The organism is Vibrio sp. 811 (assembly GCF_033339195.1).
Genome location: NZ_JAWOUB010000002.1, coordinates 540,356 through 566,371 on the forward strand (window position 1 = coordinate 540,356; position 26,016 = coordinate 566,371).

Sequence of the window (26,016 nt, forward strand, 5' to 3'; positions counted from 1 at the left end):
CCAAAGCGACTGAGTGGGAACGCTGAGAGAATGTAGCGGCAGCCAGTAGTTTGTTCCTAACTAGAACGAGATAACCGTTTCTCAAATATAGCGATACAGGCACAAAAACAGAAAGAACATTTGATGTTACAAAAGGTAGACCGCCACTTTAAAACGCTTTGAGTATTTTTTGCGCTCAATGAGGTGCAAGTATACTTATGCTTTTTATGACTTGTGAACACTCAATTGCATGTTATGTTGCTGTTGAAATAGTACATGAAATAAGGACAAGAACATGAAGATAAGATGCAAAACGACGCAAAGCATTGAAAAATTTAACCCAGATGACCTCAATCCAAACACAGATCTCTTTGGTATGATTGCTGTTGTATTCGTGTTCATGGCTGTTTTGCTTAGCATCTAGTAGCAATACGTTCATTCTTGTGGCCGTATTCATACCTCATGTGATATGGGTGCTAAATTCTAGATTAAAGCGGATGGGCTAACCCGCACCAATCAGATTATGGCTGCCTCTGTATAGCTTCTTCAATTTTGGCGTTGTATAGAGGTGAGATGTGAATAGTTGGCTTGTAGATAGAATGGCGCTTGCACCTTGAGCACTCTTGTGTACTTTCAATGACGCATTACTTTAGTGTAGATACGAAAAAAGGCCTGACAAATCAGACCTTTTAGAATGTGGCGGTGAGTGAGAGATTCGAACTCTCGATACGTTGCCGTATACACACTTTCCAGGCGTGCTCCTTCAGCCACTCGGACAACTCACCGAATCAAATTTTGGTTAGCATCATTGGCTAACGAGGCGCTAATTTAATGATTATGTGCCTGATGGTCAAGGCTAAACATAAAAAAAAGCGCCCTTTTCGAATCGATTGCTCACTAAGTAACTAAATTGAGCAAAACTGGGGCATTTACATGCTTTGAGAATAACCGGGAACACGGAACCAACGGCGGCACATATCCAAGAAGTACCCATACAACACACCCATGCCACAAGAAATAACAGCGTTACTTGCCACTGCGGTCACAATTTGATCTGTAGACGCGCCAACCGCGAATAAGATACCCGCATAAACTGGAGATTGAAATAGTACATAAGCGACCAGATCAGAGATGTTTTTCATAAAGGAAGACGGCGACACCTTACTACCTTGATGCAGCACCCAATCACGAAAAACCCCATACGGCCAAGCAATGGCGATATTCACTGGAATCGATAGCGTACGCGATGCTAGAGATTGCTCAAATGTCATCCCTGAAATCAAAATCTCGACAATCATCCCTGTGATAAAGCAAAAAACAACCATAGCAAAGGTATCCGCTGCGGCGTGACGAATACAAAATGGTCCACGAGACTTCATTTACAAAACCCTTAAAATCAAACACTGCAATTAATAAAAATAATAAAACTATTAACCACTAAAAAGACATCAAGCCAGTTAATGATGCAATTAGAACACACAAAAACTAGCTTATGGCTCTGTATTTAAAATTAAGTTGTAAATTTATAACCAACTTTTAAAGTAAAAGTAGTTTTTTTCACCAATGGCGAGTAAAAACGCCTAAAATTACGTAAAAATGGTACAAAAACACGGATTTCACTTACATAAAAAGGGGTTACGATAATTATTTTGACGTAAAGTTAGAACAAAACTCGGACTGTAAACAGTCACTCCTATAGCTTATGCTACCAAGCTGCGAAAATTCAGAGTATTACCGATATAATCACAGTAGAAGGTCTTGCTGCTTTACTCGTAAAAGTAAAACTGCAAGCCTGTTCATTGCAGGTTAGAAGAGTTTGTGACGACGCTGGATGACGTATGAATAGTAAGAACAATTTACAGTTGCGCCATATTGATTCAGTTATGGTGAGGCCAGCAAAATCGTTAATGTATCGATATCATCTTGGTCCGGGGATTGCTGACGCTTTAAGTTACTTCTTATCCGTTCGGCGACTGAAGAAACGTCGCCACTGAGTTCAAGGGGAGCCTCCGCAATGATCGCTGAAATAGCCTCAAGTGCTTCATTAAGATGTCCATTATCTAGAGCGACATAGAAGTTGAGTAACCACTTTTCAGCATTAAAGCTATCTGCTGCATTTCCATCAAAGTCCGATTGGTACTGATATAACTGTGTCGCATGAAGATACAGTGCATCATTTAATTCAGACTCCACTATTGGTTTCGCTATTATGTGATCTGCTCCTACATTAATCATACGCTCTTGTGTTTCTTTGAACACATCCGCTGTACAGCCAAAAATCAGTACCGACTTAGCAGGTGAACTCATTGCTCGAATGGCTGATATGGCCCCAACGCCATCTAGAACAGGCATATGATTATCCATCAGTATCAAATCAAATGGTTTGATCGCAACCTCATCGACTGCAAGCTGACCATTTTCGACACTTGTGCACTCAAAGCCCTTGGCTCGGAGGAAAGTTTCCATAATGATCGCATTTGTTCGGTTGTCTTCAACAATGAGTGCTTTCAACCCTTTACAGTTCAATTTATGTGTATTGATTGACTCTACTTTACCTGGCTTGCAAGGTGTAAGGGCAATTTCGACAGTAAAAGTCGTTCCAGCGTCCTCCTGACTCTCTACAACCACTTGCCCACCCATATGTTCCGCGATTTCTTTGACTATTGCTAAACCAAGCCCTGTTCCACCAAACCGTCTAGTCGTTGATGACTCCGCTTGCTCAAAAGGACGAAAAATGCGTTTTTGTGCCTCTTTTGAAATACCAATTCCTGTATCTTTTACCTTTAGTATCAGCTTGGTGCCTGCCTTACTCGATTTCTCGGCTAGCTCTACCTCTACGATGCCACGATCGGTGAACTTAACAGCGTTATTGAGTAGATTGAACAGTACTTGACGCAAACGGGCTTTGTCATTGTTGTACCAACGACCCGTTGGTAAATGCGAGACTACTCTAAAGCGAAGACCTTTTTCTGCACACAGCGTTTGATAAACACTCTTGATACTGCCGATAATCGACTCAATTGGGAAAGGCTTATTTTCAAACTCAACATGCCCTTGTTCAATTTTTGAGTAATCTAAAATCTCATTGAGTAATGTCATCATGTGATCACCTGAATCATAAAGTGTTCTCAGGTGCTTACGTTGCTCATCGGTAAGTGGTGTTTTTAACAGTATCTGGGCAGTTCCTAGTACACCGTTCATTGGTGTGCGAATCTCGTGGGACAATGTGGCTAAGAATGCCGTTTTAGCGTTTGTCGAAGCCTGAGCTTTTATTCTCTCCTGCTCCAAATAGATCGTCTTTTCATTGAACTTCTCGATAAGCTGTCCGATTTCGTCATCGCTATCGTACTCAATATCTATGATCCCACCTGTTTTAGAGTCGTCAATCTTAGCGGCAATGCGAACAATTGGTTCAACAATATAGCGATTCAGTAAGTAGTAACCGACCAAGACACACAAGAGCAAAAATGGAATGATCCTCCCCTCAACGCTCATCACTTGTTCAAACACTTGATCGGCGACTTTAGCTTTTGCGTTGACAACTTCCATGCGCCAATCGAACTCTCCGAAATCAAGCTCGCTGACATAAATTTCGTCCGTCAGTTGAAAGTTGTGCTCAATAATCACGTTTGAGTCAGCATCGCGAACCACTACCCCCAAAGAATGCTGGTTCGTGTGCTCTCGAATAAACTGAAAAAGTGCATCAAGTGATAGGTCTACCGTTACAACTCCAGCGAATCGACCGTTTTGGTAGTACGGAGAAGACGCGGTAATCATCTGGACCTGAGTAAAGGTATCGATGTAAACCGTAGACCAACTAACAGAACCTACCGGAGCATCGGCGGCAGCGACATACCAGGGTTCATTATCATAACCGCCAGATTCGGGGTTATTGTAGGAGTGAATTTGGTCAATACCACTATCACTGTTTTTATTGAAGAATAGACTTCTATATCTCCATTGTTCTGCTTTGAGCTCGGGTTTAGGCCATACGCCACCACTAACAAGCATCTTGTCACTCAATTGAAGAATATGTGGAATTATTGTGTTGAGAGATTGAATATTTTCAGTCCCTTGGGCTAGCCCTACTAAGCTGCTCAATACACCTGTAGAACTGAGGAGGGGCTCTTTTATCTCAAGAGCCAGGAGTTGGGTACGTAACTCTAGGTTTTGCTCTAGCTTTTGTCTAACCGGTGGCTCAACAACCAAATAGGCGACAGAACCGATAGTGGCGATAAAGAAGCACAGGTAAAGTGTTAGGGCGAGAATGCTTTTTTTTCTAAGTGATGAGCGAATTTCCATAGATGTGTGAATCATTCCCTAATATCGATTTATCACTAATTGATTGGTAAGATGAGCGCAATCAACCAGCCCATTAACAAATGGTATTCTATTTTGAAACTACAAGACATCCTTTCTCTCCCAGAACTTGACGGTAAACTACTAAACCTAGCAAAAACTCAAGGCTTTGTAACAGCGATGGCTGCAGCGCCAAACGTATTAATGCCTCAAGAGTGGTTGCCATTCTTATGGGGTGGAGAAGAAACAGCGCCATTTACTGACGGTGAGCAACTAGAGCAATACATTGACGAGATTGTACAAATGTGGAACCAAACTCGTCCCGCTCTCCTAGAAGGCACTTGGCAGTGGCCTGCAGGGTGCGCGCTAGATGAGCAAGACATTGTAACAAGTCAGGCTCGCGATTTCTGTGAAGGTGTATTACAAGGCTGGCAACTTGCGCGTGATGACTGGGAAACGTTGATGCCTGAGGATAGCGAAGATAATGCCCTACTCGGTGGTGTTTTACTTTCTCTTACTATGCTTTACGACCCAGAAACGACCATTGAAACATTGGCCGAACAAGGTATGGAAGGCTTAGAGCAGTTTGAGGAAATCTTCAATGCAATGCCAGTGATGTTATGTGGTCTTACCCAGCGCGGTGTTGCATTAGCTGAAGAACAATAGACGCAACGCTGTCGACCATCAAGATTGAACGGCTGAATAGACAAAAAGCTCTCCAAATGGAGAGCTTTTTTGATCATGTTAAAATTACATGTGGAATATACCGCGCCATATCTTGAGTCACTAAGCTACTGTCTTCCCTAATCGAAATACCGGCAGCTCTATCATTGACCAACCAACTGCCAATTAACGTATGGTTTTGCCCAAACTTAGGTAGTGGATGGTATTGCTGGACGATATTGAATTGAGATTCATAAGGCCCTGACGTTTTAACAAAACGTTTTCCATCGATGACGATCTCGATGTTCGCGCCCTCTCGAGAAAATAGTGGCTTGATGACATAATCTCTCATAGTGTTCGCTTTTGAATCGTTAGCAAAATAAGCGGGCAAAAGGTTCGGGTGGTTAGGAAAGCGCTCCCACAATAACGGTAAAAGTGCTTTATTGGATAGAATCGACTTCCACATCGGTTCTAACCAGTTTACGTTCGCAGTCGCTAAGTACTTCGCATATTCCTCTTCAAACATAAACTCCCAAGGGTAAAGCTTAAACATCCAACGAATCGCTCTGTCGTCAGCATCCACAAACAGACCATCTTCCGTCACTCCAATATCTTCGACATGCACGAATGCCGTTGCTAACCCTGCCTCTCGCGCGCAATCCTCTAAATACTGGACAGTCCCTTTATCTTCTTCAGTGTACTTGCAGCAGCTAAAGTGAAGTGTTTGTCCTGGTTGGTATTTTGCTATTTCGGCAAAGCGCTCGATCAAAAAATCTTGAAGAATATTGAATTGATCCGCGCTACGGTGAACTCGACCTTTATTTACAACATCTTCTAGCCACACCCACTGCCAAAAGCCAGTTTCAAACAAGCTGGTTGGCGTATCCGCATTGTTTTCCAGTAATTTTGCTGGCGAGGTCCCGTTGTACGCGAAATCCAGCCGCGAATAAAGCGAAGGTTCGCTTCGTCTCCATGAAGAAGCGACCTGCTCCCACATAGATTCAGGGATCGCACATTGCGTCAGCAACCACTCACTCCGAACGACTTCATCCACAATAGCCAGGCACATCTGATGCAGCTCTTCAGTGGGCGCTTCTATATCGCGCTCAATTTGCTCAAGCGTGAATTGATAGTAAGCACTCTCATCCCAATACGGTTGGTCATACATGGTATGGAAACCAAAACCAAACTGGCGTGCTAATTCGCGCCAGTTTTCGCGCTCTTGTATTTCTCGTCGAAACATAGTGCTTTTTAACCGCCTCGACTGACCGACACCGCTTTACCAAACCCGCCTCGAGACATCGCCCTGCCAATGGTGCCGCCACCACGTTTATTAAGGCTATTAGTCGCAACTTTGGTCGGCTGGTTTCGGTAGGAGCCAAAGAATTGTCCTGCTCCATTATAGAATTTGGATTTATAACGGTACATCGGCTCTGAGTAATAGCTCTTGTTATAACCTTTCAATCCGCTTAATGAGCGACTGTAAAAAAAACCGCCAAAGTTAGGTACATAAGCTCGGGAACTGGAACTGTAGTAACAATCATCCTCGTAGAAATCATTCTCGCATTCGAACTCGCTGCGGTAGCGAGGGGCATTTTGTTCGGCACGAGCTAAAGCTTCTTGGTATGCAATGTCACACTGTTCACTAAACTCAGGCGAGTTAGATTTACACTCATCAGCATCAGAAAAAATGTACCCTTCTGTTTTTGACTCGTACGTAGCAAAGAAGAAAATACCACCAAAGGCAGCAAAGGGAAGAATTTTCCCAAGCTTTAAGCTTTTGTCCATGGAAGAACGTTTAACGTTAGAACTCCGCTTCATCGTTCCTCCTAGTAAGTCATGCAAGCGGCATTCAATACGCCAACCGAAACAGAAACTGCTGCTAATACAATACCGGCTGGCAGTTCATCTTTTTCGATACGCTCTGCCACTTTCGGAAGTAAAATAAAGCGTACAATTGCAAATGCAATAATTTGAGCAAGCATTGCAACAACGCCCCAAACCATAAAATCGACGATATTGACTGAGTTTTTTGCCGCCCCCGAAATCGCGAGACAGTAACCAAGGAAGGCCCCACTTAGCGCAATCGCTGCTGCTGTATTTTGTTTTTCTTTGATCAGATGCCACTCATCGTATGGCGTCAACTTGACGTAGATGAACTTAAACGCCAATACAAAAATAATAGAAACAGAGAAATAGAGTAAAAAGTTTGGGAAGCCTGCTAACAGGCCAGCAATCATGTGCATTATTGTTCCTTGTTCATTTCTTTCCAGGCAAAATCTTCAATACGTTCATCTGCAATGTAAAACAGCTTGGTACTCGCGGGTACTTCAGCATCTAAATCTGGGTTGAGTTGAATACCATCGCCAATATCAAAAGCAATCAGCGTGGCATGATGGCGTCTTTTGAGAAAAACGAAGAGATTCTCAATAGTGGTGGCAGACTGCCCCTCAGGATAAATAACTGAGTATTGCGTCATACCTCGTGTTGAAGCCAAAAGCTCCTGATGAAGCGCACTTGAGCCCGGGTCAACCGCCGCTTTTGCCAACATTTCTGCGCCAACAGCAGGTATGCATTCCGCTTTCGGGCAATGCTGACTTAGAAGTCGGCCTAGCGCTTCATCTTTAAAGTAAGCGACCAAATGAGCGGAAGGGTTTACAGATGCGCAGTATAGAGCGGCTGACAAGGTAATGTCGTCCGAGAGATTATCCACAATAATGCAAGCGGCTTCGGCAATATTGGCGTTTTTCATTTCTTGCGAATCGGTATAACTGGTCACTTTGATAAAACTGATTTCGCCAGGTAACGGGTTCTCTATTTCTGAACGGCTGCATAAAACAATCGGACGCTTTCCCTCTTCTTCATGTTGTAACATGCGAATAAGGTGCATCGTTCTCGATCCATTCCAGCCCAACAATACAATATGGTTTTCCACTCTTACTCTCCGTTTTCCTAAAATACCCGCTCGCCAATAGTCCATCGCTGCTCCAGCGACACGCCCCAATAATGCGGCGAATAAGCTCAAACCGCCGGGGATTACAAATAGTACGACAACCCATTTACCCAAATCTGTTACTGGAGAATGGTCGCCATAACCCACCGTACTCGCCGTAACCATGAGGTAATAGATAAAGTTAGCGAAACTGTCTGTTAATGCTGTTTCACCAGCGAGAACCAGCAGCCACCATGAAAGGCTCACATATAAGCCACTAAAGATGAGAAGGCTTCGGTTGCTCAATTTAAAAAGGTGGGAACTAAGCCACTTTTTAACTACTAACCACACCGCCATAAATTTATGACCTCGATATTCATTGATTGCATCAATAGTAACTCATTGATAGTAAGACACAAAAAAACCAGCCATATTCGGCTGGTTTTTGAGATTTACTTTCAGTTACGCCTACTTTTTAAGCATTACCTTTCACTTGCATATTTAGCTGCTCAGCAAAATCTAGCATGCGGTTAAGCGGGATAAGGGATTTAACACGCAGTTCTTCGTTAACAAAAATCTCGTGCTCTTCACCACCTTCACTAAGCGCTTTCTCAATTGCTTTCAAACCGTTCATTGCCATCCAAGGACAGTGTGCACAGCTGCGACATGTTGCGCCTGCACCTGCGGTTGGCGCTTCGATAAGTTCTTTCTCTGGCACAAGTTGCTGCATTTTAAAGAAAATGCCTTTGTCTGTCGCAACGATCATTTGTTTGTGAGGAAGCGCTTTCGCTGCTTTGATCAGCTGACTCGTTGATCCAACGGCATCGGCAAGTTCTACGACGCTTGCTGGTGACTCAGGGTGAACCAAAATAGCCGCATCTGGATACACGCTCTTCATTTTTCGTAGCGCATCAGCAGAGAACTCATCATGAACCACACACTCACCCTGCCAAAGCAGCATATCTGCGCCAGTTTTGTTAGCGATGTACGATCCTAGGTGACGGTCTGGTCCCCAAATAATTGGCTTATCTTCAGCGTCTAAGTGTTCCACGATTTCAAGCGCAATACTCGATGTAACGACCCAGTCGGCACGGGCTTTAACCGCTGCTGAGGTGTTTGCGTAAACTACAACCGTATGATCAGGGTGAGCATCACAAAACTCGCTGAACTTATCCGCAGGACAGCCAAGGTCGAGCGAACATTCCGCTTCCAACGTTGGCATTAGAATGCGCTTTTCTGGTGTCAGAATTTTGGCCGACTCGCCCATAAAGCGAACACCACCAATAATCAATGTACTTGCAGGGTGACGATTACCAAACTTCGCCATTTCCAACGAGTCACCAACAAACCCGCCAGTGTCTTCAGCTAGGGCTTGAATCTCAGGGTCGGTATAATAGTGCGCGATAAGTACCGCATCTTTTTCTTTGAGTAACTTTTTAATACGCTCAATGTAAGATGCTTTTTCTTCTTCGCTTAATGGAACTGGTTTCGGTGGGAATGGGTAAACAGTGTCGATTTTATCTAATATATGGCTCATTGCTCATGCTCTACGCAACTTCCTTTAATCCGAGTATTGTAACCTCGTTAATTTTCAAAAACCAACTTGTCGCGGGGATTTCTAGCGGTCTAGCCGTATATCTTTGTTACAGGTAGCATTTCCGAGTAGCGAAATTCGGTGCAACACAAGGTCAGAGGCTCTGCATCATTGCTATCGACTTAGCCGTTCTGCACCAACAGAAAATGGAAAAGAAAAAGGAAGCCGAGGCTTCCTTTTCAAAACATAACGTCTTACAGCTTAGAGCTGGCAAGTTTTGCAGATGCACTACCTGGGTATTCATCAACCACTTGTTGGTAGTACTTTTTCGCTTGAGCTGCATTGTTATTACGCTCAGCGATTTCGCCTAACTTAAGCAACGCATCGGCTCGCTTGTTGGAGTCTTTATAAGACACAACAGCGGCAAAACTTTTCACTGCATCCTCATCCTGCTTTTTAGCGAAGTACAACTGACCTAACCAGTAGTGAGAATTCGCTGAATATGTAGAATCAGGATAATCTTTCTGGAACTGCTGGAACGCTGCAATTGCGCCAGTGTAATCACGCTTTTTGAGAATGAGGTCAACTGCATTCTGATATGCCGTTTGCTCATCAACATTTGGAGTGTACTGGCCACCTGTTTTCACAGGTTGTGCTTCTTGTGCAGGTGTGGATTTTATCTCTCCACGAACACGATCCAGCTCGACAAACAACTCACGTTGACGTTGCAACATTTGTTTCATTTCGTAGCTATTTCGCTCTAATTGACCACGCAATTCACTGATCTCTTGTGACATTTGGTCAATTTGCTGTTGCATTTGGAGCTGAACGCGATTGCGATTTTGTAGCAAACGTTCTAGACGTTCTACTTCCGTTTCAGATGAACGGCTCTTAGAGACGGATGATGTGCTGTTGAGATCGGATACTGGAGCTGGTGCAGCGAACGCAAAGTTCGCTGCACTTGCCAGTAACGTAAGCGCAACAGCGCGCTTAGTGTTACTGAACATGAGGATTACCTCGAATTAGTATACTAGAACCGCGCGACGGTTCTTAGCGTAAACTTCATCTGATTGACCTAGAAGAAGTGGCTTCTCTTCACCGTAGCTAACGATTGAGATTTGGTCAGCTTGAACACCTAGTGCTTGTAGGTAGTTCGCTACTGCTTGTGCACGACGCTCACCTAGAGCAATGTTGTACTCAGGTGTACCGCGCTCATCAGCGTGACCTTCGATAGTTACGTTAAGTGCTGGGTTCTTGCTTAGGTAAGAAGCGTGAGCCGCTAGCATCTCTTCGTAATCTGCTGCAATTGTTGAGTTGTCAAAAGCAAAGTAGATTGTTTGAGTTTCACGTAGCGCTTGCTCTTTTAGCTCTTGCTCTGTCAACTGACCGCTTTGATCAATTGGCGTAGCTACTGTTGTTTCCACTGCGCCATTGTTGTTTGTTGCTGCACCAGTGTTAGAAGCAGCGTCGTCGCTTGAACTACACGCTGTAACAGCCATTACAGGAAGCGCGATTAGTAGCCCTTTTAGAACCTTGTTCAGTTGCATCTTATTTTCCTTTATTAATCAAACTTATTACTACAAAAACGGTGACCATGCAGGCGCTCGAACACGCCCATTTGTTGCCGGTAATCTAGCTTTGAATCGACCATCAATTGACACCATCGATAGTACGTTTTTCTTGTTGTAAATCGAGCTATACACAACCATGCCACCGTTTGGGGCAATACTAGGAGACTCATCAAGCAAGGTCTTAGTTAAGACTTGAAGAGCACCAGTTTCCAAATCTTGTTTCGCCAAATTAAATCCTGCGTTGCTGCGGTTCACCATAACTAGGAATCGCCCATCAGGAGTAATCTGACCACCCAAATTTTGGCTGCCTTGCCAAGTCAAACGGTCAATAGAACCGCTGCCCAAATTTACTTGATAAATCTGTGGTTTACCACCCCTATCCGATGTGAAAATCAACGATTTTCCATCCGGATGCCAGAACGGTTCCGTATTATTTGATCTGCCACGCGTAATTTGCGTCAGCTTACGAGTGTTAAGGTCAAACGTATAAACATGAAGCGAGCCTGTTTTAGAAAGAACAATCGCTAACTTATTGCCATCTGGCGAAAATCTTGGCGCACCATTGTGACGTGGGTATGAAGTAATTTTCTCACGTTCACCGGTGTAGATGTTCATGATGAAGATTTCTGCTTGGCCATTTTGGAAGCTAACATACGCAAGCTTTTTACCATCTGGTGACCACGCTGGTGACATTAATGGTTGCTTAGAACGTAAAACCAGACGCTCATTGTAGCCATCGTAATCAGCGACTCGAAGTTGGTAAGGGAAACGGTCTTTATCGTTCACTACCACATATGCAATACGAGTCATGAAAGCGCCACGGTCGCCAGTTAACTGTTCATACACCAAATCAGAGATACGGTGAGCGTACTCACGCATACGAGGCCCTTGAACAGTGGCTACTTTATTGAACAGCACATGATCTTTTGACAGAACCAATTCACCGTCACTACCAAGCGCCTTACTCTTCCCACCTGTTAACTGACCACGCACAATATCAACAAGTTGATAGTTGATAACGTAGTCACCTTGGTCGTTTTGCTTGATTGAACCAGTCAATAGCGCATCCACACCTAAATTGGTCCAAGCATCAAAATTAACTTCTGATTCACTGAACGGTGTTTGTGGCATTTTGCTCGTTGGAACTGGGCTGAATTTACCACTACGTTGTAAATCCGAGGCGATAACAGCAGAAACATCCGTTGGAAGCGCTTGTGTGCCCTCCCACTTAAACGGAACAACAGCAATTGGTCGTGCTGAATCAATACCATCGGTAATGACCAACTCTAATGCGGCATTCGCCACATTTGTCATACTGCTAAACAGTACAAACATTCCTAGTAAAAGGCGTCTAATCACGTCTTATTCCTTTTAGTCCAAAGCAACAGTTATGTTGATGTCTTTTAGTCTTTCATTGACCGCTGATTCTGAAGATTTAGGGAACGTCCCTACCTGAGCTATTGCTCGCTTCGCCGCAGCACATACTCGAGTATCGCCACTCAAAACGGTAACACCAGAGACCATCATATCAGTTCCTGTCGGAATCAATTTGATGTTTACCCTACACTCCTTTCCCAGCAAGTAGTCATCCTTAATCAGCTTTTGCTGAATATTTTGAGTATAGATGGATGACATACGAGAAAGTTCGTCGTCAATAAATTGATTGCGCGCAGCACTGTTTTTACTGACCTCATCCTCGAGACCCGCAAAAATATCATCTAACGCGGCTTCTTGAGCTTTACGCTCACGCTCGGCACGCTCAGCTGCTTCTCTCGCTTTACGCTCTCGCTCCGCTGCCTCTTTTGCCGCTTTCTCTTTTGCAATGCGCTCTTGTTCAGCTTTTTCAGCAGCTTCACGCTCACGACGTGCTTTTTCTTCCGCTTCTTTTGCTGCTTTTTCACGAGCCAAACGTTCTTGCTCAGCTTTTGCTATAGCCGCTTCTTTTGCTAAACGCTCCTGCTCAGCTTTACGCACGGCTTCTTCTTTTTCCTTGCGCTCTTTTTCTAGCTTAGCAGCTCGCTCTTTTTCTTTGCGAACACGTTCTTCTTCCTGCTTGCGCTCTTGCTCTTTTTTCTTACGTGCAGCTTCTGCTTCTCGCGCCGCTTGAGCATCTTTCGCTTGCTGCTCTTTCAACTTGCGAATTTGCTCTTCTTCAGCTTTGCGGTTTTTTTCTAGCTGCTCTGCTTCGCGTCTCAGTTTATCAAGACGCTCTTGTTCTTTTTTCGCTGCCTTTTCGCGTTGCTGGCGAATTTCTTTCGCTTGTTGCTGCACAAGTTTTGGATCGATGACAACAGCTTGAACCATTTGCCCTGTAGGCTCTGGTTTAGACATGTTGAAGTCCGTCCCCCAAAGCAGGGCTGCAACTAGAATTGCATGCAAACCAACCGATATTGCTATCGGTTTGGCGTATTGGTTGGGTTTCTTCTTGTGATCTTTCATAGATAATTGATGCTATTCCCTGATATCGGTCATTAGACCTACCTTAGGGATACCAGCTCGACTTAGTTCATCTAGCAATAGAACAACATCGGCATATGGTGTTGCCGCGTCGCCACCTACCGCAACTGGTGAATCCGGCTTAACCTCTCGCTCCGCTTTCACTCGCACAATAACATCTTGCAACGACAAACCTCGCTGAACTTCTTCATCATTTACGCTTAGACCTAAATTACCCTCGCTATCAATTTCGATGATAATAAAGCTACTGTCAGTCTCGCCAGCAAGGTCTTGCATAGATTCTGCGGTCGATGTTTTCGGAAGATCAACGTCGACGCCTTGAGTCACAAATGGAGCGGTCGCCATAAAAATGATCAACAGTACGAGCATTACGTCGATATACGGAACAACGTTGATCTCCGCTGTCATTTTTCGCTTTTTAGGTTGATAACCCGCCATGCTTTATTCCTTATCCGCGCTGTCTCGGCCAGCCATCGCTTGACGATGAAGGATGCTGTGGAATTCTTCAGAAAATGTTGCGTAAGTGTGCTCTAGTTTACTCACTTTATTGCTTAGGCGGTTGTATGCCATTACTGCCGGAATAGCCGCAAATAGCCCCATCGCTGTCGCGATAAGTGCCTCGGCGATACCCGGTGCAACCATAGACAACGTAGCTTGCTTTACTTCACCCAGCGCAATAAAGGCATGCATGATGCCCCAAACGGTACCAAATAGGCCGATATAAGGGCTTATAGAACCGACTGTTGCCAAAAACGGTAAGCTTGTTTCTAGCTCATCTACTTCACGAGAAACAGCAACGCGCATTGCGCGGCCAGTGCCTTCCATGATGTAAGCTGGTGAATTTGCGTTGCTCTTACGTAGGCGAGCAAACTCTGTAAAACCTGCGTAGAAGATTTCTTCTGTGCCTTCAATTTCGTCTTTACGCGCTTTTACTTTTTGGTAAAGCTGAGAAAGATCAGTACCCGACCAAAATTTGTCTTCAAACTGCTCTGCATTTTTTGATGCTTGAGAAAGCACTTTGCTGCGCTTGATGATCATTGCCCATGACACAATTGACATGCCAAGCAACGTCAGCATCACAAGCTTTACCAACAGACTGGCCTGAAGAAAGAGATCTAAAATGGAAATATCAGCAGTCACTATTTGTTAGCTCCGAATTTATAAAGGTTGGAATAGCTATTGGTTTCATTTTCTTATTATCGATACATGCTACCTTAACCGAGGCCTTGCACAATATCTTGCCTTGATCATTGACCAACTCTTGACAGAATTGCAGAGAAGCACGTTTTATTTCTGACACTCGGGTTACGACTGTCAGATGCTCGTCCAGCCTAGCTCCTTGGTTGAAATCGATATCCATGTGTCGGACAACAAAGCCGATATTTTGTTCCAGTAACACATGTTGAGAAATGCCTTTAGCACGTAACATCTCTGTCCGTGCGCGCTCAAAGAATTTTAGATAATTAGAATGATATACAACACCGCCCGCATCAGTGTCTTCATAGTACACGGTGATCGGCCAGTGAAAGAGATTTGATGTGCCTTGCAAGGGAGTACCAATATATTCAATTCTTTAAAGTAATTACTATAACTGAAGCGACAGCAATTGGTACCGAGCTAAGGAAATATTTTTGAAATTTGTAGAAAAAATAAAAGCTAGGCGAGATACCTAGCTTTTATTCGATGATTTAGTAACCGACTTTATTACAGCATATTTCAGCCTAAATGAAATAAAGTGCCGTTAGATAAATTAAGATAGCTAACGAGAAATAAGGACTAAACAAAACTTGCCAGTACCAGTTTCTTGGCTTGAAGCCCACCCCATACACCATGCTTGAACATACAGACCAAATCAGTGCTGGTGCGACGATTGAGTTAAAACCACCAATTGCTTGATGGTAAGCTTCAGGGTCCCACATCACCAATCCTACGTGCATAAAGCCAAGGATGAGAGATAAGACTCGTAGCAGAGTCTTATCCATTGATGCGTGAAGTTTCGCTACCTTATCAGCGAGGTTACTCACTGTCTTTATCCATCATTTCTGAGTGCTCTAGCCAAAGAGCGTTGATGATACCGAATGCACAAGCAAGTAGTACACCTAGAATCCATGCGAAATACCACATAGTAAATGCTCCTTAGTAAAGTGAGTTTTTGTTGTCTTCAATGTACTGGTCATCAAGGCGACCAAACATCTTGTAGTAAGTCCAAGATGTGTAACCAAGGATGATTGGCACCATAACAAACGCAACGCCTGTCATTAGGTTCAGAGTCAGCTCAGATGACGTTGCATCCCACATTGTTAAGCTGTGGCTTGGCATTAAGTCTGAAGGCATGATGAATGGGAACATCGCAAAACCTGCAGTAAAGATAACACCAGCAACACCCAAGCTTGAAGTAATGAACGAAATCGCACATTTTTCAAGACGAGATGCCAATACAGCGAGAAGCGGCATTGCAACACCTAATACAGGAGCAGCCCATAGTAGTGGGTAGTTTTCAAAGTTCTTCATCCACGCACCAGCTTCACGGATAACCTCTTTGTTTAGAGGGTTAGAAGCAGCGTTAGTGTCGATACCGCCAACAATGACGTAGCCATCGATATTTTGGATCCAGAAACCAGCCGCTACAAACGCAGCAACCGTCAGTAAACCAGCCAACTGAGCAACGTTGCGCGCACGCACATGCACTTCGCCTGTTGTTTTCATTTGTAGCCAAGTAGAACCTTGCATCAAAATCATGAACAAGCTTACTAGACCACACAACAGTGCAAATGGGTTTAGTAGACCAAAGAATGAGCCATGGTATGTTGGCATCAAGAACTCACTCAATTGGAATGGTACACCTTGTAGAAGGTTGCCAAACGCTACACCAAAGATGATTGGCGGAACAAAACCACTGATTGAGATACAGATATCCCAGGTATTGCGCCATTTTGGATCTTCGATTTTAGAGCGGTAGTCTAGGCCCAGAGGACGAAGCCATAGCGCTGCTAGTGTCAAAATCATCGCTAAGTAGAAGCCTGAAAATGACGTTGCGTAAACCAAAGGCCAAGCTGCGAACAGTGCACCACCAGCAGTGATAAGCCAAACTTGGTTACCATCCCAGTGAGGAGCAATTGAGTTAATCATGACACGGCGTTGCGTGTCGTTTTTACCGATGATAGGTACAAGCGCGCCTACACCCATATCGAAGCCGTCTGTTACTGCAAAACCAACTAGTAGAACACCGATTAGTACCCACCAGATGAGTCGCAAGATTTCGTAATCAAACATCTTGTTATCTCCTTACCTTACGCTTCTACTTGGCGACTAACTTTGTCTTCAACAGAGTCAGCATTTTGCTCGAAGTGGTAGCGACCCGTTTTCAGGCTACTTGGGCCTTTACGAGCGAATTTCAACATTAGGTAAACTTCTGCAATCAGGAATACCGTGTATAGCGCCAGAATTGCGAAGAGTGAAGTCCAGATTTCACCTGCAGTTAGCGCAGAAGCTGCAACATGCACTGGTAGAATTTCACCTACAGCCCAAGGCTGACGGCCGTACTCAGCGACGAACCAACCCGCTTCAATTGCAATCCAAGGTAGTGGAATGCTAAATAGTGCAGCTTTTAGAATCCATTGTTTCTGTTCAATCTTCTGACGACACGTTTGGATAAACGCCGCACCAAAGACAAACAACATGATGAAGCCACAAGCAACCATGATACGGAATGACCAGAATAGCGGCCATACTGTTGGGATTGAGTCGTCCGCAGCAGCTTGGATTTGCTCTTCTGTTGCATCAACAACATTGTCTGTGTAGCGCTTTAGAAGTAGACCGTAACCTAGGTCACCTTTCACTTCATCAAACGCAGTCATGTTTTCTTCTGACTTGTCGCCCGCACGAAGCTTCTCTAGAAGTTCATAAGCGTACATGCCGTCACGAATACGATCGACGTGTTCATCACGTAAATCATGAAGACCTGTTACTTGCTCATCAAAAGAGCGTGTCGCGATAATACCCATTACGTAAGGGATCTTAATTGCGTAATCGGTATGCATCGTTTCCTGGTTAGGAACACCAAATAACGTAAATGCGGCAGGTGCAGGTTCAGTGTGCCACTCTGCTTCAATTGCAGCGAGTTTCACTTTTTGAACTTCACCAAGCTCGTAGCCAGATTCGTCACCAAGAACGATGGTAGATAAGATAGCTGCAATACCGAAAGAAGCAGCAATAGCAAACGAACGACGAGCAAACGCAATGTCACGACCTTTTAATAGGTAGTATGAACTGATGCCTAGAATAAACATTGCGCCACAAGTGTAACCAGAAGCAACCGTATGCACGAACTTAACCTGAGCAACTGGGTTTAGTACAACCTCAGAGAAGCTCACCATTTCCATTCGCATGGTTTCGAAGTTGAAATCTGCGCCTACTGGGTTTTGCATCCAGCCGTTTGCGATAAGAATCCAAAGAGCAGAGAAGTTAGAGCCTAGTGCAACAAGCCAGGTAACCGCTAAGTGTTGGCGTTTAGATAGACGATCCCACCCGAAGAAGAATAGACCAACAAAAGTTGACTCCAGGAAGAATGCGACAAGTGCTTCGATCGCTAGCGGTGCACCGAAGATATCACCTACATAGTGGGAGTAGTAAGACCAGTTCGTACCAAACTGGAACTCCATGGTAAGGCCTGTCGCCACACCAAGTGCAAAGTTAATACCGAATAGCTTACCCCAGAACTTGGTCATGTCCTTATAGATTTGCTTGTTCGTCATTACGTACATCGATTCCATAATGGCCAGAAGGAAGGCCATACCAAGGGTCAATGGTACGAATAGGAAGTGATACATCGCTGTCAGTGCAAACTGCAACCGCGATAGATCAACTACGTCAATCATGGTAACTCCTATGTGTCGGCTGAATGACACTCTCTACATATTGCAATCCATATTCAGGTGTTATTTACACTTGAAAAATGTTGAATTATCACAACTCATTGTTGCAAAAATGTGCTTCATTGGTTAGTTAATTGTTAAGCATCAGCTAATATAGCTGGGGCTAATATTACTTGTAAAAACAGATTGTTTCAAAAGGTTTATAGCCGTAACGCGCTTTGATATACATCAATGTTTATGCGCGGAATTTGCACAAAAATCCATCACATTGATCTAGATCAACCAGTATTGGATACGGATGTTAAGAGAGAGTAATCAGGAGAGAAATTAACCAGTTGCAAGCAAACATCGAGTTAACAATCAATGCTTTTTACTTACTAAACCAGTATGAGAAAAAATTCAAAAAATGTGAGTTTGGTCAACTTTAATGAAGCGCTGGGCAACAAAGGCCCAGCGAGGGAATCTTATTTTTCAATTCCGAAATGCAAATACGCACGATCTGTCGCGATTCTTCCACGCGGAGTGCGTTGTAAATAACCTTGCTGAATAAGATAAGGCTCAAGAACGTCTTCAATAGTGTCCTTTTCTTCACCTATCGCCGCTGCCATGTTGTCGAGCCCGACCGGACCACCACCAAATTTTTCCATAATCGCGAGTAGTAGCTTACGGTCCATGTAATCGAAGCCTTCGGCGTCCACATCAAGCATATTCAACGCCTTATCAGCAACATCGGCACAAATGTGACCATTGCCTTTTACTTCCGCATAATCACGAACACGGCGTAGCAAACGGTTAGCAATACGTGGTGTGCCACGCGCACGTCTTGCCACTTCCAATGCACCTTCAGGTTCCATTGATAAACCTAAACAATCCGCGCTTCGCTGCACGATATCTTGGAGGTCTTTTATCTTATAAAACTCAAGGTGCTGAGTAATACCAAAGCGGTCGCGCAATGGTGACGTCAAAGAGCCCGCTCGGGTCGTCGCACCAATTAACGTAAACGGTGGTAAATCGATCTTAATAGAACGAGCGGCCGGACCTTCACCGATCATAATATCCAGTTGATAATCTTCCATCGCCGGATACAGCACCTCTTCAACCATCGGGCTCAAGCGGTGAATCTCATCGATGAACAACACATCGTTTTCTTCGAGGTTGGTTAACAGCGCGGCCAAATCGCCTGCTTTCTCAAGTACAGGGCCTGAAGTAGTGCGAATGTTCACTTCCATTTCATTGGCAACGATGTTCGCAAGTGTGGTTTTACCCAAACCTGGGGGACCAAAAATCAAAAGGTGATCAAGTGCTTCGCTACGTAACTGAGCAGCTTTAATGAAGATCTCCATTTGGTCACGGACATGGTCCTGACCTTGGTAATCCGCTAATTTTTTTGGCCGAATAGCACGATCAATGACATCTTCATCACGAAAGGCAGGGTTTTCTGGCGCGATTAAACGATCGGCTTCAATCATCTTTTTACCTTGAAAAATGGTTACCTGAGAGAATAATGCCGCTCGTTTAACAGCAAGTGGCATATTTCTATATCTCGTCATCCTGTACAGCGACGAAGGAGCGTGATACAGGATCTTCTATCCGAGCGATTTATGGTCAAATTGTTTCATTAACCGCTCAGCGTGCTGCTATTAGATTCCCAGTCTCGCCAGGCTCGCTGGAATGACACAAAAAAACATCGTTAAGCGATTGGCATTAACCTTAGAGAATGAGTTATCTTGAACAAATGTTCACTGCGCAACCAGCGTTACACCATTGATTTTAGAGCTTCACGGATCATTTGCTCACTGCTCATGTCCGGTTTAGCGATCTGAGATACCACTTTCGACGCTTGAGTCGGCTTGTAACCTAGAGCTAGAAGCGCACTGATTGCTTCTTCTTCCGCGTTGTTGGATGTCGCACTAGAATCCGCAGGAGCAGCATCCGTAAATGGTGTAAATAGATCGCCAGCGCCCCACCCTTTCAAGCGGTCTTTCATTTCAACAACCAATCGCTCTGCGGTTTTCTTGCCAACGCCTGGAAGCTTAACCAGCGTAGAAACGTCTTCATGTTCCACACAAGTAACGAATTGCGTTGCTGTCATACCAGAGAGAATACCAAGACCGAGTTTAGGACCAACGCCATTGGCTTTGATCACTTCACGGAAAAGTGCTCGTTCTTTTACCGTGTTGAAACCGTATAGCAATTGCGCATCTTCACGGACAACAAAGTGAGTATAAATAATGGCTTCTTCGCCAACATTTGGCAGTTCGTAAAAACAGCTCATTGGCATCTGGACTTCATAGCCAATGCCATTAACTTCAATTAATACTTCAGGTGGTTGCTTTTCAATCAGTATGCCACGAAGACGTCCAATCACTATAAATACTCTTTGGAAATGAATTTGCGACAGGATAATAAAGAACTGGATAGACATCCAGTTAATTTTATCGATAGCGCCCTTTTCTGGCACTGGTTGCTTTGCCCGCTAAGGCAACGAGAGTCTTGTTAGTATTGGCATGACAAATCGCCACACCTAAAGCATCGGCCGCATCCGCTTGAGGCTTGGCGGGCAATTTAAGCATCTGCTGAACCATATGCTGAACTTGCGCTTTGTCCGCGCCACCAGTGCCTACGACAGCTTGCTTAATAAGACGAGCCGCATATTCAAATACCGGCAACTCCGCATTCACCGCAGCAACAATTGCACTGCCACGAGCTTGGCCAAGTTTTAGCGCTGAATCCGCGTTTTTGGCCATAAACACTTGCTCGATCGCGAAAACATCCGGTTGAAACTGGGTAATGATTTCCGTGACGCCTGCATAAATCTGTTTAAGCCGACCCGGAAGTTCTTTTTCTGAAGTACGAATGCAGCCACTACCAAGGTATTGCAAGTGGCGTCCATTTTGACGAATGACCCCATAGCCGGTAATGCGCGAACCTGGGTCAATGCCCAAAATAATTGACATGAATGTTCCTAAAAATGAGGCCTAATTCGGCCTAAGTCTTTTTATTATTACTTGCTAACTTCGGAGCAAATACCGCTCCCGACACCTTGAGTTTAATCTAGCGTAGCCGCAACGTCGTCAGAGATATCACCATTGTGATAAACCTCTTGAACGTCGTCCAGATCTTCCAAAGCGTCAATCAAACGAAGTAGTTTTGGCGCAGTATCCGCGTCCAAATCTGCTTTCGTAGATGGAATCAGCGACACCTCCGCGTTCTCTGCCTCAAAACCTGCGGCATCAAGGGCATCTTTTACGAATCCAAAGTCACCTGGGGCCGTGTAGACATCAATCGAGCCATCTTCTGCCGTTTCAATGTCATCAGCACCACTTTCTAATGCTACTTCCATTACCGCATCCTCATCTAAACCTGGGCCATATGAAATCACGCCTTTCTTGTCGAAAAGATAGTTGACGCTACCATCCGTCCCCAGATTACCGCCTGACTTTGAGAATGCATGGCGTACGCCAGATACCGTACGATTTCGGTTATCCGTCATACATTCGACCATGACCGCCGTACCACCTGGACCATAACCTTCATAGATCACGGTTTCCATGTTGTCGTCGCCTTCACCACCAGCACCTCGGCTGACCGCGCGGTTGACAGTGTCACGTGTCATGTTGTTAGACAGTGCTTTATCAATTGCTGCTCGCAAACGTGGGTTATTTTCTGGCTCACCGCCCCCCTCTTTTGCCGCAACAACGATTTCACGGATTAATTTAGTAAAGATTTTGCCGCGCTTCGCATCTTGCGCTGCTTTACGGTGACGAATATTCGCCCATTTACTATGACCAGCCATAATTCACCTTTTAATGTATTTTGACGCTTAATAACAAAACATGTTCTAAAAGCGTTGCTTGGGAAATTGCTTTGGAAGTTTCTTGGGTTTATTTAAACAAAAACTCCCGCAGTTGCGGGAGTTTTCTTCAAATGTTGTGCGCTTATTCTGCGTCTTTTTCTTTCGCTGCAGTTACTGCGATTGCTAGCTCTTCTAGCGCTGCTGGATTCGCAATACTTGGTGCGTCTGTTAGTAGACACGCCGCTGCTGTTGTTTTAGGGAACGCGATAACATCACGGATGTTCTCTGTGCCACATAGCAGCATTACTAGACGGTCTAGACCAAATGCAAGACCAGCATGTGGAGGCGTACCGAATTTCAGCGCATCAAGCAGGAAGCCGAACTTAAGCTGTTGCTCTTCAGGTGTGATGCCTAGAATATCAAATACGGCTTCTTGCATATCTGCGTTGTGGATACGAACAGAGCCGCCGCCCACTTCGTAGCCATTTAGAACCATATCGTAAGCGTTAGAATTTGCCGCAGCAGGGTTTGCTTTTAGCTCTTCTGCAGTCACACCTAGAGGCGATGTGAATGGGTGGTGCATCGCGTGTAGGTTGCCTTCGTCATCTTCTTCGAACATTGGGAAGTCAACAACCCATAGTGGAGCCCATGCAGACTCATCCGTTAACTCTAGGTCTTTACCTAGTTTCAGACGTAGCGCACCCATTGCTTCTGCAACGATACCCGCTTTATCAGCGCCAAATAGGATAATGTCACCAGATTCCGCTTGAGTACGATCTAGAATGCCGTTGATCACGTCTTCATTTAGGAATTTAGCGACTGGAGATTGGATACCTTCCATGCCCGCTGCACGGTCATTAACCTTCATCCAAGCTAGACCTTTCGCACCGTAGATGCCAACGAATTCACCGTAGCCATCAATTTGCTTACGAGTCAAAGATGCACCACCTGGAACGCGAATAACGGCAACACGGCCTTTTTCGTCGTTTGCTGGGCCAGAGAATACTTTGAACTCAACATCTTTCACTAGGTCAGCAACGTCTACTAGTTCCAGTGGGTTACGTAGGTCTGGCTTGTCCGAACCGAAACGACGAATCGCTTCGCTGAACGGCATTACTGGGAATTCACCTAGGTCAACGTTTAGTAGCTCTTGCCACATTTCACGAACCATTTTCTCAGTCGTTGCACGAACTTGGTCAGCCGTCATGAATGACGTTTCGATATCGATCTGAGTGAATTCTGGTTGACGGTCAGCACGCAAGTCTTCATCACGGAAACACTTAACGATTTGGTAGTAACGGTCAAAACCAGACATCATTAGAAGCTGTTTGAATAGCTGTGGAGACTGAGGAAGCGCGTAGAAGCTGCCTTTGTGAACACGGCTAGGTACTAGGTAGTCACGAGCGCCTTCTGGAGTCGCTTTTGTTAGGACTGGTGTTTCGATGTCTAGGAAGCCGTTGTCATCTAGGAAACGACGAACAAAGCTAGACGCTTTAGCACGTAGCTTTATGCGGTCGCTCATTTCAGGACGACGTAGATCTAGGTAACGGTACTTCAGGCGCTGCTCTTCAGAGTTCTTTTGGTTGAAGTCTAGAGGCAGAACATCAGAACGGTTGATGATTTCAAGACCTTTCGCAAGGATCTCAACTTCACCTGTTGCCATGTCTTTGTTTGCTTGGCTCTCTGGGCGAACGCGCACTTCACCCGTTAGTTTGATACAGAATTCATTACGAAGTGTGTTCGCCACTTCATACGCATCCGCCATATCTGGATCAACAACTACCTGAACGATACCTTCGCGATCTCGCATATCAATAAAAATAAGACCGCCTAAATCACGACGACGGTTAACCCAGCCGCAAAGTTCTACAGTTTGTCCTGCAAGGGACTTGTTCAGGTGACCACAGTAATGGGTACGCATAATGAAATTCCCAATCTCTCAAATGTTGTTAACTACGCTCTGTCAGCCTCATTGCTAAGCAGAGTAAAGATTCAGTTATACGCTGAATGTCCACGAAAATCGACTACTCAACATACAATTACGTGTGTTTTATCATTCACTGGTGCTTTTTAGTACAACAAATGTTCAAAAGCGCACCAAAGCGAAAAAATTGGGGAGGATTATAGCGTGAAATTACCTATTTCAGCAAAACTCTCGTAAAGTATTCACACGAGTAGCAAGCAGTAAAGAATAATGGATAACTTACCTCTTCGACTTGGATTGACGATGTGGTCGCACAATCAATGGCAACAAAGTTTTTACGGCAGCGGGACAAAGCCCGCTGAACGTTTAGAAAGGTATGCGCAAGTGTTTCATACCGTGGAAGGCAACACGACATTTTATGCCACACCGACGCTCAATACAGTGCAAAACTGGAGAGCCGCAACCCACGATGATTTTCGCTTTACTTTCAAACTTCCTAAAGCCATCACTCATGAGCAAATGCTAAGAGGTTGCAGCGAACAACTGAGAGACTTCATGAAGGTCATGGAGCCTTTGCATGACCGTGTGGGCCAATGGACAATTCAATTACCAGCCGCATTTGGTCCTGAGCACCTTGATCGACTGAAAAAGTTCTGTGCGAGCTTTCCACCTAACTTCCCTCTCGGTGTTGAGGTTCGTCATATGGCATTTTTCTCCAAAGGCGAAGAAGAGCGAGCACTTAACCAATGGTTAGTAGAGAATAATATTGACCGTATTATTATGGATAGCCGCCCTGTCTTTGCCGCTAAGCCCGACAATGAGGCGATTATTGATGCACAAATGAAAAAACCACGAGTCCCTGTTCACGCCATTGCTACCGCTTCACACCCTTTGATTCGCTTTATTGGTCATCCAGAAGAACAGCAAAACTACGAGTTTTTTAAACCATGGCTCAACAAGTTGCCACAATGGATTGCCGAAGGTAAACAGCCATATGTCATGATCCATACCGCAGACAATATAATTGCGCCAGAGTTGGCTGCAAACCTGTATAAAGACATACAAAAACGTATCACGCTCCCTGAGTTAGCGCCTTTCCCAGCTGACGATGGCAACTCGCAGTTACAGATGTTCTAACGCAACACATGACAGAGGCGCGAAATTCCCATAAAATACGCGCCTTTTTTGGTGCCTGACATTTTCAGGCAGCTTGTATGCAGAGACTTAGTTATGAACCCTAAGAGCAATCCAGATACTATTTTTTCGGCTCCAATCGATAAAATTGGGGATTTCACGTTCGATGAACGCGTAGCGGAAGTATTTCCTGACATGATTCAACGATCGGTACCGGGTTACAGCAATATTATTTCTGCAATCGGTATGCTGGCAGAGCGTTTTGTAAAACCTCACTCAAACATCTATGACCTTGGCTGTTCTTTGGGTGCTGCAACATTGTCTATGCGTCGCCATATCAAACAAGAAGGTTGCCAAATCATCGCAGTGGACAACTCTCCTGCGATGGTTGAGCGTTGTAAACTTCACGTCAACGCTTACCGCAGTGACACTCCTGTGGATGTAGTAGAAGCAGACATTCGCAATATCGAAATTGAAAACGCATCCGTTGTGGTATTGAACTTCACACTGCAGTTCCTTTCTCCAGAAGACCGCTATGCTCTACTAGAGAAAATCTACGCGGGTCTGCGTCCGGGCGGTATTTTGATTCTGTCTGAAAAGTTCGTGTTTGAAGATGAAGTGTCGAACGAACTGTTAATTGACCTTCACCACGACTTTAAACGTGCGAATGGTTATAGCGAACTAGAAATCAGCCAAAAGCGCAGCGCGATAGAAAACGTAATGCGCCCAGACTCAAAGAAAGAACATAAAGAGCGTTTCGCTAAAATTGGCTTTTCTAGCTACGATGTTTGGTTCCAATGCTTTAACTTCGGCTCCATGTTCGCGATTAAATAGACCATTCATACCAAGCCTG

General features: G+C 44.6%; 27 protein-coding genes and 1 tRNA gene. 4 read left to right on the forward strand and 24 right to left on the reverse strand.

What is annotated here, in order from left to right; translation table 11 throughout:
* The first annotated feature begins 274 nt into the window (after positions 1–274).
* The gene (locus R7Q46_RS06240) at positions 275–403 is read left to right on the forward strand and encodes a hypothetical protein (protein ID WP_017635045.1); all 129 of its coding nucleotides are present in this window, start codon (positions 275–277) and stop codon (positions 401–403) included.
* Positions 404–676: 273 nt separating this feature from the next.
* On the opposite strand, the gene R7Q46_RS06245 is transcribed toward R7Q46_RS06240, so the two are convergent.
* The 3 genes from R7Q46_RS06245 to R7Q46_RS06255 all read right to left on the reverse strand — a co-directional run bounded on the left by R7Q46_RS06245 (position 677) and on the right by R7Q46_RS06255 (position 4,281).
* Positions 677–764 (reverse strand) — tRNA-Ser (locus R7Q46_RS06245).
* Positions 765–908: 144 nt separating this feature from the next.
* Positions 909–1,358 carry an L-alanine exporter AlaE gene (locus R7Q46_RS06250; RefSeq protein ID WP_005378276.1) on the reverse strand — a complete coding sequence of 150 codons (450 nt, stop codon included), beginning with the start codon at positions 1,356–1,358 and terminating at the stop codon, positions 909–911.
* 502 nt (positions 1,359–1,860) lie between these two features.
* Positions 1,861–4,281 carry an ATP-binding protein gene (locus R7Q46_RS06255; protein ID WP_149191980.1) on the reverse strand — a complete coding sequence of 807 codons (2,421 nt, stop codon included), beginning with the start codon at positions 4,279–4,281 and terminating at the stop codon, positions 1,861–1,863.
* A 51-nt stretch (positions 4,282–4,332) separates the two neighbouring features.
* Here R7Q46_RS06255 and R7Q46_RS06260 point away from each other — a divergent pair, with 51 nt between their 5' ends.
* Positions 4,333–4,944: a YecA family protein gene (locus R7Q46_RS06260; RefSeq protein WP_005378278.1), complete on the forward strand. Its 612-nt coding sequence runs from the start codon at positions 4,333–4,335 to the stop codon at positions 4,942–4,944.
* Positions 4,945–5,017: 73 nt separating this feature from the next.
* Here R7Q46_RS06260 and R7Q46_RS06265 read toward each other — a convergent pair whose 3' ends face one another.
* From R7Q46_RS06265 to aspS, 21 genes are all read right to left on the reverse strand, one after another.
* Positions 5,018–6,184 (reverse strand): glutathionylspermidine synthase family protein, encoded by a 1,167-nt coding sequence (locus R7Q46_RS06265; protein ID WP_047100822.1) that lies wholly within the window; start codon positions 6,182–6,184, stop codon positions 5,018–5,020.
* Between the two features lie 8 nt (positions 6,185–6,192).
* Positions 6,193–6,762 carry a DUF1190 domain-containing protein gene (locus R7Q46_RS06270; protein ID WP_025766906.1) on the reverse strand — a complete coding sequence of 190 codons (570 nt, stop codon included), beginning with the start codon at positions 6,760–6,762 and terminating at the stop codon, positions 6,193–6,195.
* 8 nt (positions 6,763–6,770) lie between these two features.
* Complete coding sequence (locus R7Q46_RS06275) at positions 6,771–7,187, reverse strand: DUF350 domain-containing protein (protein ID WP_005378281.1); 417 nt, start codon at positions 7,185–7,187, stop codon at positions 6,771–6,773.
* Complete coding sequence (locus R7Q46_RS06280; RefSeq protein ID WP_017635053.1) at positions 7,187–8,230, reverse strand: potassium channel protein; 1,044 nt, start codon at positions 8,228–8,230, stop codon at positions 7,187–7,189. Before R7Q46_RS06280 ends, R7Q46_RS06275 begins: the two co-directional genes overlap by 1 nt.
* 118 nt (positions 8,231–8,348) lie before the next feature.
* Positions 8,349–9,410, reverse strand: coding sequence for a quinolinate synthase NadA (gene nadA / locus R7Q46_RS06285; protein WP_047100825.1), 1,062 nt, complete (start codon positions 9,408–9,410; stop codon positions 8,349–8,351).
* Between the two features lie 251 nt (positions 9,411–9,661).
* The gene (gene ybgF / locus R7Q46_RS06290; RefSeq protein WP_005378285.1) at positions 9,662–10,414 is read right to left on the reverse strand and encodes a tol-pal system protein YbgF; all 753 of its coding nucleotides are present in this window, start codon (positions 10,412–10,414) and stop codon (positions 9,662–9,664) included.
* 15 nt (positions 10,415–10,429) lie between these two features.
* Positions 10,430–10,954 carry a peptidoglycan-associated lipoprotein Pal gene (gene pal / locus R7Q46_RS06295; RefSeq protein WP_005378293.1) on the reverse strand — a complete coding sequence of 175 codons (525 nt, stop codon included), beginning with the start codon at positions 10,952–10,954 and terminating at the stop codon, positions 10,430–10,432.
* Between the two features lie 30 nt (positions 10,955–10,984).
* Positions 10,985–12,337 carry a Tol-Pal system beta propeller repeat protein TolB gene (tolB, locus tag R7Q46_RS06300; protein ID WP_005387925.1) on the reverse strand — a complete coding sequence of 451 codons (1,353 nt, stop codon included), beginning with the start codon at positions 12,335–12,337 and terminating at the stop codon, positions 10,985–10,987.
* Positions 12,338–12,349: 12 nt separating this feature from the next.
* The gene (gene tolA / locus R7Q46_RS06305) at positions 12,350–13,417 is read right to left on the reverse strand and encodes a cell envelope integrity protein TolA (RefSeq protein ID WP_042522108.1); all 1,068 of its coding nucleotides are present in this window, start codon (positions 13,415–13,417) and stop codon (positions 12,350–12,352) included.
* 12 nt (positions 13,418–13,429) lie between these two features.
* Positions 13,430–13,873 (reverse strand): ExbD/TolR family protein, encoded by a 444-nt coding sequence (locus R7Q46_RS06310; protein WP_005378298.1) that lies wholly within the window; start codon positions 13,871–13,873, stop codon positions 13,430–13,432.
* 3 nt (positions 13,874–13,876) lie between these two features.
* A complete protein-coding gene (gene tolQ / locus R7Q46_RS06315; protein WP_005378301.1) occupies positions 13,877–14,575 on the reverse strand; it encodes a protein TolQ in 699 nt (232 codons plus the stop codon).
* Positions 14,565–14,984, reverse strand: coding sequence for a tol-pal system-associated acyl-CoA thioesterase (ybgC, locus tag R7Q46_RS06320; protein ID WP_017820044.1), 420 nt, complete (start codon positions 14,982–14,984; stop codon positions 14,565–14,567). Before ybgC ends, tolQ begins: the two co-directional genes overlap by 11 nt.
* Positions 14,985–15,156: 172 nt before the next feature.
* Positions 15,157–15,459, reverse strand: coding sequence for a cyd operon protein YbgE (gene ybgE / locus R7Q46_RS06325; protein ID WP_318077399.1), 303 nt, complete (start codon positions 15,457–15,459; stop codon positions 15,157–15,159).
* Positions 15,452–15,559, reverse strand: a complete 108-nt coding sequence (cydX, locus tag R7Q46_RS06330; RefSeq protein WP_000270284.1) for a cytochrome bd-I oxidase subunit CydX — start codon at positions 15,557–15,559, stop codon at positions 15,452–15,454. The genes ybgE and cydX overlap by 8 nt, the downstream gene beginning before the upstream one ends.
* Before the next feature lie 12 nt (positions 15,560–15,571).
* Complete coding sequence (gene cydB / locus R7Q46_RS06335) at positions 15,572–16,708, reverse strand: cytochrome d ubiquinol oxidase subunit II (RefSeq protein WP_006742909.1); 1,137 nt, start codon at positions 16,706–16,708, stop codon at positions 15,572–15,574.
* A gap of 17 nt (positions 16,709–16,725) precedes the next feature.
* Positions 16,726–18,312 (reverse strand): cytochrome ubiquinol oxidase subunit I, encoded by a 1,587-nt coding sequence (cydA, locus tag R7Q46_RS06340; protein WP_258483674.1) that lies wholly within the window; start codon positions 18,310–18,312, stop codon positions 16,726–16,728.
* Positions 18,313–18,773: 461 nt separating this feature from the next.
* The gene (gene ruvB / locus R7Q46_RS06345; RefSeq protein ID WP_318077409.1) at positions 18,774–19,778 is read right to left on the reverse strand and encodes a Holliday junction branch migration DNA helicase RuvB; all 1,005 of its coding nucleotides are present in this window, start codon (positions 19,776–19,778) and stop codon (positions 18,774–18,776) included.
* Positions 19,779–20,065: 287 nt separating this feature from the next.
* Complete coding sequence (ruvA, locus tag R7Q46_RS06350; protein WP_017820041.1) at positions 20,066–20,677, reverse strand: Holliday junction branch migration protein RuvA; 612 nt, start codon at positions 20,675–20,677, stop codon at positions 20,066–20,068.
* A gap of 67 nt (positions 20,678–20,744) precedes the next feature.
* On the reverse strand, positions 20,745–21,266 hold the full coding sequence (ruvC, locus tag R7Q46_RS06355) for a crossover junction endodeoxyribonuclease RuvC (protein ID WP_005387909.1): 522 nt from the start codon (positions 21,264–21,266) through the stop codon (positions 20,745–20,747).
* A 92-nt stretch (positions 21,267–21,358) separates the two neighbouring features.
* Positions 21,359–22,105, reverse strand: a complete 747-nt coding sequence (locus R7Q46_RS06360) for a YebC/PmpR family DNA-binding transcriptional regulator (protein WP_226082849.1) — start codon at positions 22,103–22,105, stop codon at positions 21,359–21,361.
* Between the two features lie 142 nt (positions 22,106–22,247).
* Entirely contained in the window at positions 22,248–24,026 is a 1,779-nt protein-coding gene (gene aspS, locus R7Q46_RS06365) for an aspartate--tRNA ligase (protein ID WP_005378401.1), read from the reverse strand.
* Positions 24,027–24,299: 273 nt separating this feature from the next.
* Between aspS and R7Q46_RS06370 the strand changes: the two genes are divergently transcribed.
* Together R7Q46_RS06370 and cmoA are read left to right on the forward strand one after the other, a co-directional pair.
* On the forward strand, positions 24,300–25,166 hold the full coding sequence (locus tag R7Q46_RS06370; RefSeq protein WP_033905053.1) for a DUF72 domain-containing protein: 867 nt from the start codon (positions 24,300–24,302) through the stop codon (positions 25,164–25,166).
* A 93-nt stretch (positions 25,167–25,259) separates the two neighbouring features.
* Positions 25,260–25,997, forward strand: a complete 738-nt coding sequence (cmoA, locus tag R7Q46_RS06375; RefSeq protein WP_054575109.1) for a carboxy-S-adenosyl-L-methionine synthase CmoA — start codon at positions 25,260–25,262, stop codon at positions 25,995–25,997.
* Positions 25,998–26,016 lie beyond the last annotated feature (19 nt).